At 59.1% G+C, this 18,876-nt stretch carries 13 protein-coding genes; 11 read left to right on the top strand and 2 right to left on the bottom strand.

Features of this window, described 5'->3' with window-relative positions; genetic code table 11:
* Window positions 1-38: 38 nt before the first annotated feature.
* Window positions 39-1,454 (bottom strand): glucuronate isomerase, encoded by a 1,416-nt coding sequence (gene uxaC, locus ACK2JC_RS01565; RefSeq protein ID WP_092360307.1) that lies wholly within the window; start codon window positions 1,452-1,454, stop codon window positions 39-41.
* 20 nt (window positions 1,455-1,474) lie between these two features.
* Window positions 1,475-2,476: a LacI family DNA-binding transcriptional regulator gene (locus tag ACK2JC_RS01560; RefSeq protein ID WP_107434974.1), complete on the bottom strand. Its 1,002-nt coding sequence runs from the start codon at window positions 2,474-2,476 to the stop codon at window positions 1,475-1,477.
* Between the two features lie 229 nt (window positions 2,477-2,705).
* Here ACK2JC_RS01560 and ACK2JC_RS01555 point away from each other — a divergent pair, with 229 nt between their 5' ends.
* The 11 genes from ACK2JC_RS01555 to ACK2JC_RS01505 all read left to right on the top strand — a co-directional run bounded on the left by ACK2JC_RS01555 (window position 2,706) and on the right by ACK2JC_RS01505 (window position 18,790).
* The gene (locus ACK2JC_RS01555) at window positions 2,706-4,187 is read left to right on the top strand and encodes a UxaA family hydrolase (protein WP_107434975.1); all 1,482 of its coding nucleotides are present in this window, start codon (window positions 2,706-2,708) and stop codon (window positions 4,185-4,187) included.
* A 280-nt stretch (window positions 4,188-4,467) separates the two neighbouring features.
* On the top strand, window positions 4,468-5,229 hold the full coding sequence (locus ACK2JC_RS01550; RefSeq protein ID WP_227169343.1) for an IclR family transcriptional regulator: 762 nt from the start codon (window positions 4,468-4,470) through the stop codon (window positions 5,227-5,229).
* Between the two features lie 180 nt (window positions 5,230-5,409).
* Window positions 5,410-6,060 (top strand): bifunctional 2-keto-4-hydroxyglutarate aldolase/2-keto-3-deoxy-6-phosphogluconate aldolase, encoded by a 651-nt coding sequence (locus ACK2JC_RS01545; RefSeq protein ID WP_092360311.1) that lies wholly within the window; start codon window positions 5,410-5,412, stop codon window positions 6,058-6,060.
* 112 nt (window positions 6,061-6,172) lie between these two features.
* Window positions 6,173-7,204 carry a sugar kinase gene (locus ACK2JC_RS01540; protein WP_007717453.1) on the top strand — a complete coding sequence of 344 codons (1,032 nt, stop codon included), beginning with the start codon at window positions 6,173-6,175 and terminating at the stop codon, window positions 7,202-7,204.
* Window positions 7,205-7,414: 210 nt separating this feature from the next.
* A complete protein-coding gene (locus ACK2JC_RS01535; protein ID WP_092360312.1) occupies window positions 7,415-8,449 on the top strand; it encodes a sugar kinase in 1,035 nt (344 codons plus the stop codon).
* 207 nt (window positions 8,450-8,656) lie between these two features.
* Entirely contained in the window at window positions 8,657-10,012 is a 1,356-nt protein-coding gene (locus tag ACK2JC_RS01530) for a hypothetical protein (protein ID WP_368274889.1), read from the top strand.
* A gap of 139 nt (window positions 10,013-10,151) precedes the next feature.
* Entirely contained in the window at window positions 10,152-11,360 is a 1,209-nt protein-coding gene (locus tag ACK2JC_RS01525) for an MFS transporter (RefSeq protein WP_320938188.1), read from the top strand.
* 33 nt (window positions 11,361-11,393) lie between these two features.
* On the top strand, window positions 11,394-12,305 hold the full coding sequence (locus tag ACK2JC_RS01520) for a PHP domain-containing protein (protein WP_320938187.1): 912 nt from the start codon (window positions 11,394-11,396) through the stop codon (window positions 12,303-12,305).
* Complete coding sequence (locus tag ACK2JC_RS01515) at window positions 12,305-13,291, top strand: ROK family protein (protein WP_107434980.1); 987 nt, start codon at window positions 12,305-12,307, stop codon at window positions 13,289-13,291. The genes ACK2JC_RS01520 and ACK2JC_RS01515 overlap by 1 nt, the downstream gene beginning before the upstream one ends.
* Before the next feature lie 265 nt (window positions 13,292-13,556).
* Window positions 13,557-17,108, top strand: coding sequence for a tetratricopeptide repeat protein (locus ACK2JC_RS01510; protein ID WP_411338380.1), 3,552 nt, complete (start codon window positions 13,557-13,559; stop codon window positions 17,106-17,108).
* Window positions 17,105-18,790, top strand: a complete 1,686-nt coding sequence (locus ACK2JC_RS01505) for an Hsp70 family protein (RefSeq protein WP_411338378.1) — start codon at window positions 17,105-17,107, stop codon at window positions 18,788-18,790. Before ACK2JC_RS01510 ends, ACK2JC_RS01505 begins: the two co-directional genes overlap by 4 nt.
* Window positions 18,791-18,876: the final 86 nt, after the last annotated feature.

The following is an 18,876-nucleotide window of genomic DNA, read 5'->3' as shown; positions in this document are numbered from 1 at the left end:
CCGTTTCTTTGTAGCCTGTATTGAATTTAAAACCAGGTCTATTTCACCTCATCCAGCTTAAACCCGAAATACTTCACCGCGTTGTTGTAGGAGATGCCGCGAACCATGCTCTCCAGGGCCTTCATGTCGGCCGGATACTCGCCGTTCTCCACCCAGCTGCCGAACAGCTCGCAGAGGATGCGGCGGAAATACTCGTGGCGGGTGTAGGACAGGAAGCTTCTGGAGTCGGTCAGCATGCCCACAAAATTGCCCAGGCAGCCCAGGTTTGCCAGTTCGCTCATCTGCTCGATCATACCCAGCTTGTGATCGTTGAACCACCAGGCGGAACCCTGCTGGATCTTGCCGGGAACATCCCCCTGGAAGCAGCCGATGATGGACGCGATGGACGCGTTGTCATTGGGATTCAAGGAGTAGAGGATGGTCTTGGGGATGTCATTGGTGGCGCTGAGTTCGTTGAGGAAATCCGCCATCTGTGCGCTGGGAGCGTAGTTGTTGATGCAGTCGTAGCCGGTGTCCGCGCCCAGCTTCTCGAACATGTAGGCGTTGTTGTCGCGCTTGCAGCCGTAGTGGATCTGCATCACCCAGTTCATCTTCGCGTACTGTCTCGCAACGAACAGCATGAACGCAGTCTTGTACTTGAGCTCATCCTCCTTGGAGATAGCCTCGCCCTTTAAGCCCCTTTTCAGGATCGCGTCCACTTCCTCGTCGGAGGCGGGAGCGTACATCACATACTCCAGAGCGTGGTCGGATACGGAGCAGCCGTTGGCGGCAAAGTATTCCATGCGGTTTTTAAGGGCATCCTTTAAGGAGGCCAGATCGGTCACGGCGATGCCGCTGACCTGGGAGAGCTGGGCGATGTAGGGGGCGAAGGTGGGCTTCTCCACGTTCATGGCCTTGTCCGGTCTCCAGGCGGGAAGCACCTGCACGTCAAAGGTATCGTCAGCGGCGATCTTCTGGTGCCATTCCAGGGTGTCCACCGGATCGTCGGTGGTGCAGATCAGGGTGACGCCGGACTGCTTGATCAGGCCGCGCACGGTCATGGAATCCTCCTGCAGCTTGGCATTGCACAGGTTCCAGACCTCCTCGGCGGTGTCGCCGTTTAAATAGCCGTCGTAGCCAAAGTAGCGTCTCAGCTCCAGATGGCTCCAGTGGTACAGGGGATTGCCGATGAGCTTGGGCATGGTCTCGGCCCAGGCCTGGAACTTCTCGCGGTCGCTGCCGTCGCCGGTCACATACTTCTCATCTACGCCGTTGGTGCGCATCTGACGCCACTTATAGTGATCGCCGCCCAGCCAAACCTGTGTGATATTGTCGAACTTGCGGTCCTCATAAATCTCCTGGGGATTGATATGGCAGTGGTAATCCAGAACCGGCATGGTCTCTGCGTACTGGTGGTACAGCGTCTTCGCCATATCGGTGGATAATAAGAAATCCTTGTCCATAAACTGTTTCATGTGGGTATTCCTCCTTGAATTTAAAAATTGGTTGTTTGCCTTTTTATAAGATCAGAGGCGATGGTGGTCCGGCTGGGGACGTTCATGCCGCTGAACACACCCATAAGCGTATTGATGGTGGTGGTGCACAGGGCCTCCACCTTGCTGTCGATGGAGGTGATCTCCGGGTCGGTGCAGCGGGAGAGGAGACTGTTGTTGTAGCCGATGACGGAGAGCTGGTCCGGTATGGAGATTCCGGCCTCGTGAGCGTATTTAACCGCGCCCACCGCCAGGGAGTCGTCGGAGGTGATGACTGCGTCGAACTCAAGTCCCTGCTCATGAAGCCCCAAAAGCGTGTCGCGGGCCACGGAAATATCCTTGGCGCACTGGCAGATCAGGGACTCGTCAAGCGGCAGCCCTAAGTCCCGGTGGGCGTCCTTGTAGCCCTCCATCTTGTTCACACCGCTGAAGGAATAGCTGGTGTACAGGTAGAGTATACGCCTTCTTCCGGATTTTAGCAACCCGGTGGCCGCGTGATGCATGGCGGCGTGGTCGTCGCAGAGGGTACTGTAGATATTCTCCCCCTCCAAATAGCCGTTGACCAGCATGAGGGGCAGGTCCTTGGCCGCCTCGATCAGGTAGGAGTTGTCCTTGGGCCGCATCTCCACGAACTTGGAACCGGCCAGGATGATCGCGTCCACCCGCTTGGAGCGCAGCAGGTTGAAATACTTCTGCTTGGCGTCCAGGTCGTAGCCGGTGCAGCAGAGGATCGCGTCGTACTCAAAGCTTCTGAGGGCGCGCTCCAGATAGTAGATGGCGTTTGCCAGATAGGGGTCGGAAGAGTCGGAGCACATGATGCCGATGGTCTGCATGGTGTTAAGGCCAAGTCCCCTGGCAAACACGTTGGGCGTGTAACCCAGCTCCGCCATCACATTCAGAACCTTGTTTCTCGTCTTTTCGCTGACATTGGGGTTGCCGTTTAAGACGCGGGAGACCGTGGCGATGGAAACGCCGGCGTGCTTGGAAACATCGTATATGTTCATGCTATCAACCTCACATTCTGTAAGCGCTTACACGCTATGTTTATTATACATATTCCCAGGCGGTAATGCAATACTTTTCTATTTTTTTATTGACTTATTTCGGGAACTTTTGTAGAATAATTGTAAGCACTTACATAAATAGGACCGGCGGGAGGGCAGTTTCCCGGCCGTGCCTGTTTGTGGGAACAACGCGGCAAACCATTCTAAATTATAGTAGGAGAAGAAGATCATGCAGGACATTGTGAAAATCAATCAGAACGACAACGTAGCGGTAGCGCTCCGACCCATTGCGGCGGGAGAGACCTTGCAGGTTGGCGGCGCGGCCGTGACCACCACCGAGGAGATTCCCCAGGGCCACAAGTTCGCTTTAAGGCCCATTCAGGCGGGGGAGGAGGTCGTCAAGTACGGCTTTCGCATCGGCTTTGCCAAGGAGGATATTCCCACCGGCAGCTGGGTGCACGTACACAATGTAAAGACCGGGCTGGGAGACGTTCTTTCCTATACTTATGAGCCTGCGAAAATGGACGTGGAGCCCACGGAGCACGCATATTTTCAGGGCTACCGCCGGGCGGACGGCAAGGTGGGCGTGCGAAACGAGATCTGGATCATCCCCACGGTGGGCTGCGTCAACTCCATCGCCAAGGCCCTGGAAGCCAGAGCCAGAGACCTGGTGAAGGGCACGGTGGAGGATATCATCGCATTTCCCCACCCCTACGGCTGTTCCCAGATGGGCGACGACCAGGAGAACACCCGCAAGGTATTGGCGGACATGATTCATCACCCCAACGCGGGCGGCGTGCTGGTGCTGGGACTGGGCTGTGAGAACAGCAATATCCCGGTGCTCATGGACTATATCGGGGAGTATGACGCACAGCGGGTGAAATTCCTCCAGTGCCAGGACGTGGAGGACGAGATGGAGACCGCCATGGAAATGCTGGAAGAGCTGGCAGAGTACGCAGGGGCCTTCTCACGGGAGCAGATTGATGCCAGCGAGCTGATCATCGGCATGAAATGCGGCGGCTCCGACGGCCTGTCCGGCATCACGGCCAATCCGGTGGTGGGGGCTTTCTCCGACCTGCTGGTGAGCAAGGGCGGCACCACCATCCTCACTGAGGTGCCGGAGATGTTCGGCGCTGAGACCATTCTGATGAACCGCTGCGAGACCCCGGAGCTGTTTGAGAAGACTGTGGATCTGATCAACGACTTTAAGAACTATTTCACCAGCCACAACCAGACTATCTACGAGAATCCCTCCCCGGGCAACAAAAAGGGCGGCATCAGCACCCTGGAGGACAAATCCCTGGGCTGCACCCAGAAGTCCGGCAGCGCTCTGGTAAAGGGCGTGCTGGGATATGCGGAGCCGGTGAAGGTCAAGGGCTTAAACCTGCTTTCCGCCCCTGGAAACGATCTGGTGGCCTCCACCGCCCTGGCGGTGTCCGGCGCCCACATCGTGCTGTTTACCACGGGCCGCGGAACGCCCTTCGCTTCCCCGGTTCCCACGGTGAAGATTTCCAGCAACAGCAAATTGGCGGGGCACAAGGACAACTGGATCGACTTCAACGCGGGCCGCATGGTGGAGGACAAGACCAAGGAGGAGATGGCCCAGGCCCTGTTCGACTACGTGCTGGAGGTGGCCAGCGGCCGCAAGGTGAAGGCCGAGGAGGCCGGGTTCCACGATATGGCGATTTTTAAGCAGGGTGTGACGCTGTAAGGACTGCGGATCCAGCCTGCCCCGCGGCGGAGACGGCGCGGGGCAGGCTGGAGCTGTTTGAACGGCGGAGACGGCGCGGGGCAGGCTGAATCTGTTTGACGGCGGAGACGGCGCAGGGCAGGCCGGAGCTGTTTGAGCGGCGTGTTTTCCCGTGAATTTACAGTTGCGAAACCTCACCGTCCGGTGTATACTGAGAACAGACGATATCGTATATACGGATTTGACATGGATATACGAATTATAAAAGAGTTGCAAACAGCACACACTCAGGAGGGGAAACATGAAACTGAACCGCACTACCCTGCGCACGGTTGACATTTTAAAGCTGGTCTCCAAGCGGCCGGACGGCATCACCCTGGACGAGATTTGCGAGCGCCTTGGGCTGCCCAAGACCAGCGCCTACGACATTGTGACCACCCTGGTCCAGACCGGCATGATTCACGTGGCAAGGGAGCAGAAGCAGAGGTACCACATCGGCCTCACCGCCTACCGCATCGGCATCAACTACACCAACAATCTGGATTTTATCAGCGTCATCGAACCGGTGTTAAAGGCATTTGCCCGGGAGGTGGGCAAGACCGTGTTCTTCGGGGTCCGCTCCGAGGGGGAGATCATTTATATCTGTAAGTTCGAGCCGGAGAATCCCATCATCACCACAGCCACCGTGGGGACCAAGAACCCCCTCTACTGCACGTCCCTGGGAAAGGCGATCCTGGCCTTCGAGGAGGAGGACGTGGCGGGGCCGGTGATGGACCGCCTGAAATTCCAGCAAAAGACCGGCCGGACCATTGTGAGTCGAGAGGCCCTGGAGGCGGAGCTTGAGACCGTGCGGGAAAAGGGGTACGCCCTGGACGCCCGGGAGTTGGAGGAGCACATGGAGTGCGTGGGCGCGCCGGTGTTCGGCCAGGACGGCACGGTGATCGGCGCCATCAGCGTTTCCAGTCTGTACAAGCCCGCTGAGGATTACGAGGCCCTGGGCCGCCTGGTCCACAAAAAAGCCCTGGAATTATCCCGGCTGTTAGGGTATCTGGGGAAGTTCTAAAGCTGCGTTCCGGAACGATTTTTCCGCTGTCCGAATTGTTACGGAGAAAAAGGGAAAAATTCGTGATTTTTTAGCGGTTTTCCTGTTGACAAATGGTGTGGCAGCGATTAATATTTAAGTATAAATCGCAATTATGAAAATGATTCGCATATACGAATCGCAGAAAAAAGGAGAAGCAAAATGAAAAAAGAGCAAGTTTTAGCGAGAATGAAAGAGGATTGTCTGGTTGCTGTTGTTCGTGCGAAGAACTACGAGCAGGGTGAGAAGGTTGTGGACGCAATCATCGCCGGCGGGATCAACTTCATCGAGCTGACCATGACCATGGATGACGGGGATCCGGTTGGATTCATCAAATTGATGGCTGAAAAGTATAAAAACAACGACAAGGTCGTGATCGGCGCGGGCACCGTTCTGGATCCCGAGACCGCAAGAGCCTGCATCCTGGCTGGAGCCAACTACATCGTAAGCCCCGCATTAAACCTGGATACCGTTAAGCTGTGCAACCGCTACAGAGTTCCCATGCTGCCCGGCGTTATGACTCCCACCGAGGCTGTTACCGCCATGGAAGCGGGCTGCGATATCATCAAGATCTTCCCCGGCAACATCGTGGGACCGGCTGCCATCAGCAGCTTCAAGGGCCCCCTGCCCCAGGGTGAGTTCATGCCCTCCGGCGGCGTTGACGTGGACAACGTTGACAAGTGGATCAAGGCCGGCGCATACGCGGTCGGCACCGGAAGCAGCCTGACCAAGGGCGCCAAGACCGGCGACTTCGAGGCCGTTACCGCCAAGGCTCAGGAGTTCGTAAAGGCAGTTGCCGCAGCGAGAGCGTAAATCGAAATCCATCCCCGCCGGTTTTCCGGAGCCGGACCCGGCGGGAGATCCATAAAACTCCGGGATACAACCGGAGAAACCCCACCATATATATTAAGAGGAGAGAAAAACAATGGCAAAAGTAGTGACCATGGGCGAGATCATGTTAAGATTATCCACCCCCAACAATGAGAAATTCATTCAGGCGGACGAGTTCGATGTAGTTTACGGCGGCGGCGAGGCAAACGTAGCCGTTTCCCTGGCAAATTACGGACATGAGACTCAGTTCGTGACCGCTGTTCCCGCCAACCCCATCGGCGAGTGCGCAGTTGCCACCATGAGAAAATACAACGTAGGCACCAAGTACATTTCCAGAAGCGGCGAGAGACTGGGAATCTACTATCTGGAGACTGGCTCCGCCATGAGAGCTTCCAACGTGGTTTACGACCGCGCCCACAGCTCCATTTCCACCGCAACCCCCGACCAGTTTGATTTTGACGCGATCTTCTCCGACTGCGACTGGTTCCACTTCACCGGAATCACCCCCGCCATCAGCGACGCCGCCATCGCTCTGACCGAGGCCGCTTTGAAGGCTGCCAAGGCTCACGGCGTGACCGTTTCCGTGGACTTAAACTTCCGCAAGAAGCTGTGGAGCTCCGAGAAGGCTCAGAAGGTGATGACGAACTTCATGCAGTACGTTGACGTGTGCATCGGCAACGAGGAGGACGCTGAGAAGGTGCTGGGCTTCAAGCCGGGCAACACCGACGTTACCTCCGGCGAGCTGGAGCTGGGCGGCTACGTGGATATCTTCAACCAGATGGCTGACAAGTTCGGCTTCCAGTATATTGTGAGCTCCCTGCGCGAGAGCCACAGCGCTTCCGACAACGGCTGGTCCGCCTGCATCATGGACGGCAAGACCCGCGAGTTCTACCACTCCAAGAAGTACCGCGTGACCCCCATCGTGGACCGCGTGGGCGGCGGCGACTCCTTTGCGGCCGGCCTGATCTGCGGCCTGCTGGACGGCAAGGACATGAAGGCTGCCCTGGAGTTCGCAGTGGCTGCCTCCGCTCTGAAGCACACCATCCCGGGCGACTTGAACCTGGTGACCCGCGCAGAGGTTGAGAACCTGGCCGGCGGCGACGCTTCCGGACGCGTACAGCGCTAAGCGGCAGTTACGGTACAACAAGATTTGAGATTAAAACGGCTAATCCGACTGGGTATTAGCCGTTTTTCATAGACACCCGTCCGGGGACCGATCCGCCGGGCGCGGATTTTGAAGGCGTGGGCGCGGCAGGGAAATGGAACCGCCGCGGCTGTCCGGGCTGGGGCAGCCGCTCCCGGTCCGCGGCCTTCGCAAGAATAAAGGAGAGAGAGTATGGAACAGAAGAGCAGTAGGAATTTTGACCTTCTCACACTGGGGCAGGTGCTGTTGCGCCTTTCGCCGCCGGACAACGAGCGTTTGAGCCGCGGCGACACCTTTGTGAAGCAGGTGGGCGGCGCGGAGCTGAACGTTGCGGTGGGCGCATCCTTACTGGGGCTGCACACGGGCGTGATCTCCAAGCTGCCGGCCCACGACATCGGCAGCTTCATGAAGGGCAAAATCCGTTCCTTCGGCGTCAGCGACGATTTCTTCATGTACGACCATTCGCCGTCCGCCCGCCTGGGAATCTACTACTATGAGAACGGGGCCTACCCCAGAAAGCCCAAGGTGATCTACGACCGGAACAACAGCTCCTTCTTCTCGCTGGATATCAACGAGATTCCCCAGGAGGTGTACACGGCTTCCAAGTGCTTCCACACCACGGGAATCACCCTGGCTCTCAGCGAGCAGGTGCGGGAGACCACCATCGAGATGGTGAAGCGCTTCAAGGCTGCCGGAACCCTGGTGAGTTTTGACGTGAATTTCCGGGGAAATCTGTGGTCCGGGGATCAGGCAAGGGAGACGATCCTGAAAATCCTGCCCTACGTGGACATTTTCTTCTGCTCCGAGGACACGGCCCGTCTGACCTTCTTAAAGACCGGCACGGCGAAGGAGATGATGAAGAGCTTCACCGAGGAGTACCCCATCTCCATCGTGGCCTCCACCCAGCGGATCGTGCACAGCCCCAAGCTGCACACCTTCGGCTCCGTGATCTACGACGCGGCCAGGGGAGAATATTACGAGGAGGAGCCCTACCGCAATATTGAGGTGGTGGACCGCATCGGCAGCGGCGACGCCTATATTTCCGGCGCCCTCTACGGCCTGTTGTCCTCCGGCGGGGACTGCGCCAAGGCGGTGGCCTACGGAAATGCCACCGCCGCGGTGAAGAACACCATCCCCGGCGACCTGCCCTCCTCCAATCTGGACGAGATCGAGACCATTATCCAGGCCCATAACGCCACCGGCTACCAGAGCGAGATGGCCCGGTAGTACAGAGACGGTAGAACAGCCCCCTCTTTCATAATTTTTCCAAAATTATAAAGTCCCTGCGCGGAAAGTGTGGTATACTTTCCGTAATTGACGGCAGGCGACGGAGTGATCAGGAAAAATTTGGAAGAGAGGGCTTTTTTGATGGGCAAAACGGTTTTACTATGGCTGATAATGGGCATGTTGGCGGTCTCAGGGGCGGAAGGCGGGATGGATGCATCGGACAGCCTGAGGGGACCGGTCGGTCTGGAGGGATCGGCCGGTCTGTGGAAATCGATCGGATTGGGGGGAGCGGCCGGTCTGGGAGCGGGCAGCGGAGGGCAGACCGGCGGGCAGAAGGTGTGGCCGGGCACCTCGGGCGCTGTCTCGAAGGACTACGACGTGCAGGACGGACAGGGATTTGGTTTTGATCTGCCGGAGGGCGGCGGGGACCGGATCGACTGGGGGCCGGACGGCTATCATTTTAAGATGGAATATGAAGAGGAGGGGACGGACCTGCTGGCGGACGTGCGGGAAACGGACCCTGTAAGCCGTGAGTTTGCGCGGGATTGGGAGAATACCGCCCCCAATCTGGCCCGGCTGGCCCAGGAGAATCTGGGGGAGGAATTGCTGGCCTTCGGACCGGCTGAGTTAATGGACGGGCAGATGCCGGTTTGCAGCTTTTCCTACTCTGCCGCGAGGGCGGGGACCGTGTTCCACACGGCGGTATTTTACTGTTTCGGGGAAACTTACACGGCGGAGTTTGCCGCCGTGGGGCCGGATTCGGAGGCGACTAACCGGTTGGCAAAAGAGGCCGCGGCGTCCTTTGCAGAGCTGGGCGGGGAGGCCCATATGATCGGACAGCGCGCCCCGGGCCTGGGGATGGACCGGTGGGATTATCCTTATCTGCACAATCCATTTGCCCTCACCGGCTATTACATGGATCTGGAGGCCCCGTCTTTACAGCGCAGCGCCACGGACTATGAGATTATGTGGAAGGACCGGACGGTTGAGGCGCTGGTGAGGGAGCTGGTGGAGAAGCCGGATGAGCCGGTGATGTCCAGCGACTTAGACCGGTTTTCATCCCTGGCGATCCGGTTTTTGGAGCAGACGGGAGAGTATGAGATCTCGGCCAATGAACTGAGCGCGTGGATTCCGGCGGACGGACTCGAGGTGATTACGCTGGAGGACCTGGCGGAGTTTCCGAATGTGGTTTCATTGAGCCTTCAACTGCCTGAGATTCATGATTTTTCGCCCTTGTCCTCCATGACAGGGCTGAACGTGCTGATGATTTTCACCGGAGGGGAGACGGAGAATCTGGACTGGCTGGCGCCGCTTTCTGAGCTGGTCTATCTGCGGATTGGAGGGCTTGACATCCGGACCTCGGATGTCCGGGTGTTGGGGCAGCTTGAAAATCTGGAACGGCTGGATCTGCGGCTGCCCATGGTGAGCGATCTCTCCGTATTTGCGGAAATGCCGGGGCTTAAGGAGCTGCTTCTCCAATGCGACGAGAACGCGGATACCAGCGTGCTGAGGGAGCGGGAGCAGATTGAATGTTTGTTTATCAACGGCGAGGAGGTGCGCTGACGGATGGGAGCGGACTTCGGTGCGCCGGTGAGGAGATGAAAAGATCAAGAAAAAAACGGTTATAGGTTGACAGGATGAATTAATTAAAGTATATTTAATAAAGTATATTTAATTAATGTGGAGCAAAGGAGATTCGTTCATGTCAATCCATGAAAACTACAACCATACGCTGCGGGCCAGCTACATCGGATACATATCCCAGGCGATTGTGAACAATTTTGCGCCCCTGCTGTTTCTGACCTTCCAGAAAACCTACGGCATCTCGCTGGATAAGATTACCCTGCTGGTGACCATGAACTTTGCGGTCCAGCTGCTGGTGGATTTTCTGGCCGCCGGGTTTGTGGACCGGATCGGGTACCGGAAGGCGATTGTGCTGGCCCACCTGCTCTGTGCAGGGGGAGTGGCCGGGCTGGGGATTCTGCCGGAGCTGACGGCGGACCCCTACCTGGGATTTCTGGGGGCGGTGCTGCTGTACGCGGCGGGCGGAGGACTGATCGAGGTGATGATCAGCCCTATCGTGGAGGCGTGTCCCACGGAGCGCAAGGAGGCGGCCATGAGCCTGCTGCACTCCTTTTACTGCTGGGGACATGTGCTGGTGGTAGTGGCCTCCACCGTGTTTTTCCGGGTGGCTGGAATCGGAAACTGGCGGATACTGGCCTTTATCTGGGCGCTGGTGCCATTTTTTAACTGCTTTTATTTTGCCAGGGTGCCCATCCGCAGCATGACCGGGGAGGACAGGGGCATGAGCATGCGGCAGCTGGCGGGCAGCGGGGTGTTCTGGCTGTTCGTGCTGCTGATGGTGTGTTCCGGCGCGTCCGAGCAGGCCATGAGCCAGTGGGCTTCCGCCTTTGCGGAGTCGGCTCTGCAGGTGGGCAAGACCATGGGCGATCTCTTGGGGCCGTGCCTGTTTGCGCTGCTCATGGGTACTTCCAGGGCCGTGTACGCCAGGTTTTCACGGCATATGCCACTGATTCCTTTTATGGTGGGAAGCGGCTTTCTGTGTATTGCGGGGTATCTGCTGGCCGTGTGGTCCAAGGCGCCCGTTATGGCGCTGATGGGCTGCGGCCTGTGCGGGCTGTCGGTGGGGATTCTGTGGCCGGGAACCTTCAGCCTGTCCTGCGCCCGGATTCCCAGGGGTGGAACGGCCATGGCCGCGCTGCTGGCCCTGGGCGGGGACGTGGGCTGCTCCCTTGGCCCGATGGTGGTGGGGCTGGTGTCCAATACCGCGGGGGGAAGCATCCGCGCGGGACTGCTGGCGGCCGTGGTATTTCCGGTGCTTCTGCTGCTGTGCCTGAGCCGGGCGGGGAAGCGCGGCCGGAAGGAGGAGGTTATCGGGGAGGTTGTTTGACTACAAATTATCAAATTCGAGGAGGTAGGCAATATGGCAACAATCGATCTTCACATGCACTCTGTGATCAGCATAGACGGGGAACTGGAGCCGGAGGAGGTGATCCGGCGCGCCGCATCCCGGGGAATCAGGGCCGCCGCCCTGACCGACCACAATTCGGTCCGGGGTGTGAGCCGGGCGTTGGAGGAGGCGGTCCGGCTGGGAATCCGGCTGGCGAAGGGCGTGGAGCTGGACTGCCGCCTGGGGGAGCGCAATCTCCATCTTCTGGCTTACGGGATCGACGAGCGCCATCCGGTATTTGCGGAGATAGAGGAGGAGATTCTGGATCAGGAACGGCGGTGCTCGGCCCGCAGGCTGGAGATTTTCCACGAAATGGGGCTGAAATTCGACGACAGCCTGGTTCTGTCCCAGAACCCCTACCATCTGTCGGTGCCCGAGGATATCGCCATGGTGGCGCTTCAGAACCCGGAAAATGACGGCTGCGAGCTGTTAAAGCCCTACCGCCCGGGCGGGGCCAGGAGCGGCAATCCATACGTGAATTTCTATTGGGATTACGCCTCCCAGGGGAAACCGGCCTATCAGGAGGTGAAGTACCGCAGCTTTGAGGAGCTGAACCGGGCCATGCTGGACATGGGCGCGGTGACGGTAATCGCCCATCCCGGCGCCACCGTGAAGGAGGACGAGGAGGCGGTCCGCTATATGGCTGGCTGCGGGGTCAACGGAATGGAAGTATTTTCCAGTTATCACAGGGCGGAGCAGCGCCGCTACTATGGGGATCTGGCCAGCCGCCTGGGCCTTACGGCCACTGCGGGAAGCGATTTCCACGGAAGGAGCAAACCCAGTCTAATGCCCGGGGATACGGGCTGCGAACCGGCGGAGGAACAGGCCGTGCTGGAGGCCGCGGAGGCCGTGGGCATTTTCGGCGGACATGGAGGCGGGCGCTGATGGAGCGGGGAACCAATCTGATCCGGGAGCAGAACTTAAAGACCGTCCGGCGTCTGATGAACCGGCGCGTCCGGGCCACCAAGGCGGAGCTGTCCCGGGAGTCCGGCCTCAGCGTGGTGGCTCTTCAATCCCTGTTGCAGGCCATGGAGGAGCGGGGGGAAATACGCCGGGAAGGAATGTTCCAGCCGGACCACGGGCGTCCCGCTGCGGTTTACCGCTATGAGGAGCGGGCGCAGATGGTATTATCCATCTGTATGTACGAGAAGCAGGGGGAGGACACGGCGGTTTTCTCCGCCTGCGATTTGCTGGGAAATGTGGTGGAGACCCGGGAGATTCCCCTGGTGGAGCCGGAGGCGGACAGCTTTGACGGCGAGATCGCCTCGTTTCTGGAGGCCTATCCCTCCATCGCGGCCGTGGGTTTCGGAATCCCCGGCGAGGCGGTGGACGGCCGTCTGGTGACCAGCGACTACGAGCGCCTGACCGGCGCGGATATCTGCGGCCATGTGCAGCGGAATTTCGGGCGGCAGGCCTTTGTGCAGAACGACGTAAACGCGGCTATTGCCGGGTACTGCGCGCGCAGGCAGACGCCGGAGGACCAGGTGGCCGTCGGCATTTATGTGCCGAAAAAGTACGGGCCGGGCATGGGCGTGTGGATCCACGGCAGGCTTTGGTGCGGCAGAGACGGGATGGTGGGGGAGGTGGAGGGACTGCTTCCGGAAGTGAACTGGAGACAGCCCGGGGAAGCCGCCAGCCGCAGAAACGCCCTGGCGCGGCTGGCTAAGGTGTGCATTCTCATGTACAACCCTCACCGTCTGGTGATTTACGGAGACGTGGAGCAGGGCGGAATGGAGGAAATGATCCGGGAAGCCCTGGGGGAGCCGCTGGGCCGGATTATGATGCCCCAAATGGAGTTCTGCGCGGATCTGAGGCCGGATTTTGAGGCGGGAATTCTGAGTATGGGGTTGGAGCGGGTGAGGGGATATTGAGAGAAATTGAGAGGCTTTGAGATACGCGGACAAATTCATATTTGACGCAAAGTCCGTATTTGCTCTTTCGCCTGAGGGTCCTGGTGGGAAATCGATGTATTTCTCATCAGGGCCCTTTTTTAAATTAACAGAACCGCAAATACAGTGGAGACATTTTTTTAATTCTATGTTACAATAGGTATTACCAATTTACGGAAATCAATGGGGCACACCAGTGCCGTGGCGGGCCTGACAGCCGCCAAATACAGGAATGAGGAGGAATAACGTGAGCGTTCAGGAAATATTCGAAATTTTAGGGATCGGGCCAACCCGGGACGAGGAGTCCATACGGGCCGCGTACCGCAGCCGTCTGACTTCCGTTAACCCGGAGGATGATCCTCAGGGTTTTATGCGGTTGCGAGGGGCTTACGAGGAGGCCGTGAAGTATGCCCGGACCCCGGAGGGGGAGGCGGTGAACAGCGCGCTGTGGATGGAGGAGCTGGGGCCGGAGGGAGAATTTTTGAGACGGCTGGCGGATGTCTACGGCTGTCTCCCGAGACGGCTTGACGAGGCGGAGTGGAGCGGGCTGCTGCGGGAGCCGGTGCTCGCGTCCCTGGACGGAGGGGAGCAGGCCAAGTGGGGGTTGTTCTCATTTCTGGCGGAGCATTACAGGCTTCCAGGAAGAATATGGAAAATACTGGGAGAGACTTTCGGGATTGAGGAGAACGCGGAGGAGTTTAAGGAGCGTTTGCCGGAGCCCTTTGTGGAGTATATGCTGCGGCGGATTCAGGACGATGAGGAAGGGGACTTCCCACTGGAGAAGCTTTCCGGGGAGCCTCAGGCGGATTACGACGGTTTTATGCAGCTCTTCTTTAATCTCACCAACCGGGAGCGGGGGGATTCCCCGGAGCAGCTCAGGGAAGTGGGGGAGATTCTGGAGCAGCTGAAGCAGTTCGGGATCAGCCATCCCTGGTACGAGCTGGAACAGGCCGATTACCTGTCCAGGATTGGGGAGACGCAGCGGGCGGCGGAGATGGTCCGCGGCCTGATCCGGGAGAACCCGGAGGACGACCGGGTTTATATGTCCGGGGCGTTTATTCTGGGCGTCTGCGGATGTGGGGACGAGGCGGGAGAGCTCTATGTGGGCTACCTGAAACGGAACAATCAGACGGTCCGCGGCACCTACACGGCGCTTTTGAGCCTGGCCAGGATGGCGGTGATCCGGGAGGACTGGAAGAGCGTCCGGGAGCTGGCCGGAATGGCGGATGATCTGCGCAGCACCGATGCCACGGAAGAACTGATGAAACAGGCGGACGACGCGCTGATCGACGGGCTTACCGGGGAGGAGCAGCTGACGGAGGAGCAGGTGCTGCTCTTAGCCGGATGTTTTGTTCACGGGAAACGGACCGGGGAGGGGATCGGATTTTTTGAGAGCCACCCGGAGCTGGTGCCGGACCGGGCGGATTTTTATGAGCAGATGGCCCTGATGTACCGGGAAGAGGAGCGGTACTGGGAGTCGATGGAGGTGGTGAAGAGCTGGCGCAGTTGTCTGGATCGGGATGCCGGGGGAGCGGAAGGTCTTGCCGGCCCGGAGAATACCGCCGGTTCCGCCAAAAACCTCCGTTCCATGGCTGCCAGCCTGGACCTGGAAGGCCGTCTCTGGCGGGATATCTATTATGAAGAGAAGCGCGCGGGAAAGCTGCCCCCGGAGATGGCGGAGGAGCTCTCCGGCCGGGCCCTGGCCGCCTGTAGCCGGGCGATCGGGCTGGAACCGGAGAATCTGGATTTCTGCCTCCATCAGGTGCTGGTTTTAAAGGACAGGAACGCCTGGGAGGAAGCGGCGGGACAGTGCCGGGAGATTATCTCCATGGATGATGAAGCCTACTGGGCCTATTTCTATCTGCAGGAAATCTGCGAGGAGCTGGGGCAGGACCAGGAGGTGGTGAACCTGTTTGGCCGCATGATCAAAATTTATCCCGGCCACCCGGAGGTTTATCTGCGGGCCCTTCGGGTATTCAAGCGCTACGGCCGGTACGAAGCGGCGCTGGACGTCATCCGGCGGGCAGAGCAGGCGGAGGTGAAAAGCGGCGAGCTGCTGGTGGAGAAAATCGGCGTTCTGGACCAGCTTGCGGAGGATGAGAAGGACTGGAAGCGGGCGGACCGCTTCGCGGCCAATGTGATCGGCTGGCTGAAAAAGAGCAAAGCGCCCAGATGGCTGCTGGCCCAGGCGTACCTCAAACGGTCCTTTTTAAATGACAGCGGCGGGAAACACAATCAAAGTAAAAAACTGGGATTGGACCGGGTTTACGCCGAGGAATCCCTGCGGTTAAACGACAGCCTGTCCGCCCGGTACGCCCTCGGAAGGTACTGGATCGAGTACGGAGGCAGACCGAAGATGGCTTATCTTCACCTGAAAATCTGCGAGAAGCGTGGAATGGATTACGACCGTCTCTGCTACTACATCGCCAGGTGCCACGAGCGGTTCCGCCAGTGGAACAAAGCCATCGCCTACTACCAGCAGGCATTGGAGAAAAATCCCGAGTTTTCCGGCTGCTACTGGCGGCTGGGACTGCTGTACAAACAGAAGTTCTGCCGGGTCTGCCAGCCCGAGTACGCGGAAAAAGCCCTGTATTATATCAACCTCTACGACGAGAAGTTCGGGGAGTCGGCGGAGAGCTTCCGCAGGCGGGCCGATATTTACCTGCGGATGGGAGAATACGACAAGGCGCTCAAGGAGATCGAGGAGGGCGTCAAGCGGGACGGAGACAGCGATATGTGGCTGCTGCGGGGCAAGGTCCTGCGGGCCATGAGGCGCTACGAGGAGGCCATCGGGAGCTGCGAGAAGAGCATGACGGCGGAGGACCTCTTCGGAAAGGACGATGAGGAGTGCTTTAAGCGTGTGTTCCAGTGTTTCCTGCGCATGGGACAGCTGGAACGGGGCGCGGTGTACCTGGAAAATGCCCTGGACAAAGACATCGATGAGGACGGGCGGGAAAAATGCCTGGAGAGCCTGACGTACCTGGAGGCCACGGCGGGCCGCTATGACCGCGCCCTGGACTGGATCAGTGAGCGGTATGGAAGCGCGGACCTCACACAGCGCTGCTGTGACGACTGGGAGCGGGAGGCCGAGCGGATGGAAGAGGTTCTGGACATCTGGCTGCGTTTCCGGGAGAATCCCGGGGAGGAGATTCTGGAAAAATGCACCCAGGCCGCCGCACTGGCGGACTTGGCGTACGCCGACAGCGGGAAGGACCCGGAGGGCAGAGCCCTGGCCTGCCAGAACGCGGGGGAGGCCTACTGCCGCCTTGGACAGTACGATACGGCCATTGGATATCTGAAAAATGCCTGGGAGCTGGCCTGCCAGTGCAAGAAATACGGCTATTACCGGAGTCTGACGCGCAAGCTGATGGAGACCTATTACTGGCTGGGCGATTTGGAGGAGGCAAGAGCCTTTGGGGACCTGTACCGGAAACGTATGGAATCCGTTTATGAGGAGTGCGATGATCTGGGACTGTCCGTGGAAGAGCTGATGACCAGGCCCAACATGGAGTCCAGGCAGACGCTCTACAACCTGTTCTGCTGGGCCTACTACACCGGCCGCGGCGATCAGGCCCGCCGGTACATCGGGCTGATGGAGCAGCGGGATATGTGCTGGTGGTGCGACGAGGACGGCTGTACGGAGTTCTGGGAGGCCAGGGGCCTTTTGGCTATGCTGGACGGCTCTGTGGAGGAAGCCCTTGCCGCCTTCCGGAAAGCCAACCAGGTGATCTGGCTGGGGATCAACAAGGACGCCTGCGCGGCCATTGCCAGGCTTTTAGAGGAGAGCAAAGAGACATGATAATCGGAATCGACCTGGGAACCACCAATAGCCTGGCCGCCTGCTTTCAGGACGGCCGGGCGGTGATCATTCCCAACCGTTTGAGAAAAAATCTGACCCCGTCCATTGTGGCGGTTGACGAGTTGGCGCAGATTCTGGTGGGGGAGACCGCCAGGGAGTACGGTCAGCTGCATCCGGAGCGCACGGCAGAGGTCTTTAAGCGGTTTATGGGCAGCGAGCGCCAGTACGATCTGGGCGGGCACAAATTCCGGGCGGAGGATCTCTCCGCCATGGTGCTGCGATCCTTAAAGGAGGATGCGGAGGCATTTCTGGGGGAGCCGGTGACCGAGGCGGTGATCAGCGTGCCTGCCTACTTTGACGACAAGCGCAGAAGGGCTACCAAGGCGGCCGGGGAGCTGGCCGGACTGAAGGTGGAGCGGATCATCAGCGAGCCCACGGCTGCGGCCATCACTTACGGATTGTATGAAAAGACCGAGAACACCCGGTTTCTGGTGTTCGACCTGGGCGGCGGGACCTTCGACGTGTCCATTCTGGAGCTTGCGGGGCCCATTCTGGAGGTCCGGGCCGTGGCCGGGGACAATTACCTGGGCGGGGAGAATTTCACCCGGGTGCTGGAGGAGGCGTTTTTCACCCGAAATGAGATCGACGAGGAGAAGCTGGACCGGAAAACCGCGGCCATGATCCACCAGGCGGCGGAGAACTGCAAAAAGCGGTTCGGACAGGAGAACCCGGTGGAAATGTGCTGCGCGGTCGACGGGCAGGAAAAACGCCTGGTCTTAAGCCACAAAGAGTACGAAGACCTCTGCGAACCGCTTCTGGAGCGCCTGCGAAAGCCCTTGCAGCGCAGCATCGCGGACGCCCACGTCCGTCTGTCGGATATCGACGAGGTGGTGCTGGTGGGCGGGGCCACCCGGATGCCGGTGGTGCGGGATTTTGTGGTGAAGCTGTTCCACAAGTTCCCGGACGTGACCGTGCACCCGGACGAGGCGGTGGCCCTGGGAGCCGCCGTCCAGGGCGCCATGAAGAGCCGGAACCGGGAAGTAAAGGAAATGATTCTCACCGACGTCTGCGCCTTCACCCTAGGCGTGGAGGTGGTGATGGAGCGCCGGGAAGGCGTGTTCGAGCCGGGACATTTCTGCCCGGTGATCGAGCGCAACACCGTGATCCCCGCCAGCCGGACGGAGCGGTTTTACACGGTTTACAACAACCAGGACCGGATCCGCATCAGCGTCTACCAGGGCGAGAGCCGGCTGACCGCCAACAACCTGCTCCTGGGCAGCCTGGAGATTCAGGTGCCGAAGAACCGGGCGGGCCGGGAGGCGGTGGACGTGACCTACACCTATGACATCAACTCCATTTTGGAGGTGGAGGTGAAGGTGCTCTCCACCGGCCAGGTGAAGCGGCAGATCATAAAGGGCAAGCACAACACCATGACGGACCAGGAAATACGGGCCCGGATGGAGGAGCTTTCCTATTTGAAAATACCGCCCCGGGATCAGGAGGAGAACCGCCTGCTGCTCTTAAAGGGGGAGCAGTGCTATGAGGAGAGCACCGGCGAGGCGCGGGAGCGGATCGAGCGCTGTATGCGGGCCTTTGAGGCGGCGCTGGATGGCCGGGACCGGAACCAGATTCTGGAAACGGGTCAAATGCTGCGGGAGTGCATCGCGAAAACAGGGCTGTGAGGCAGAGTACAATCAAATAGTTGATTGCGAAACAGGTATTCAATCCTGATTCCAAATAAGGAAGCCACTTTGCGAAGCAGGAGGAC

Source organism: Enterocloster lavalensis, assembly GCF_046603895.1.
Taxonomy (GTDB): Bacteria; Bacillota; Clostridia; order Lachnospirales; family Lachnospiraceae; genus Enterocloster; species Enterocloster lavalensis.
Note: the sequence above shows the minus strand (reverse complement) of the source record. Positions and strands in the feature narration are given on the sequence as shown.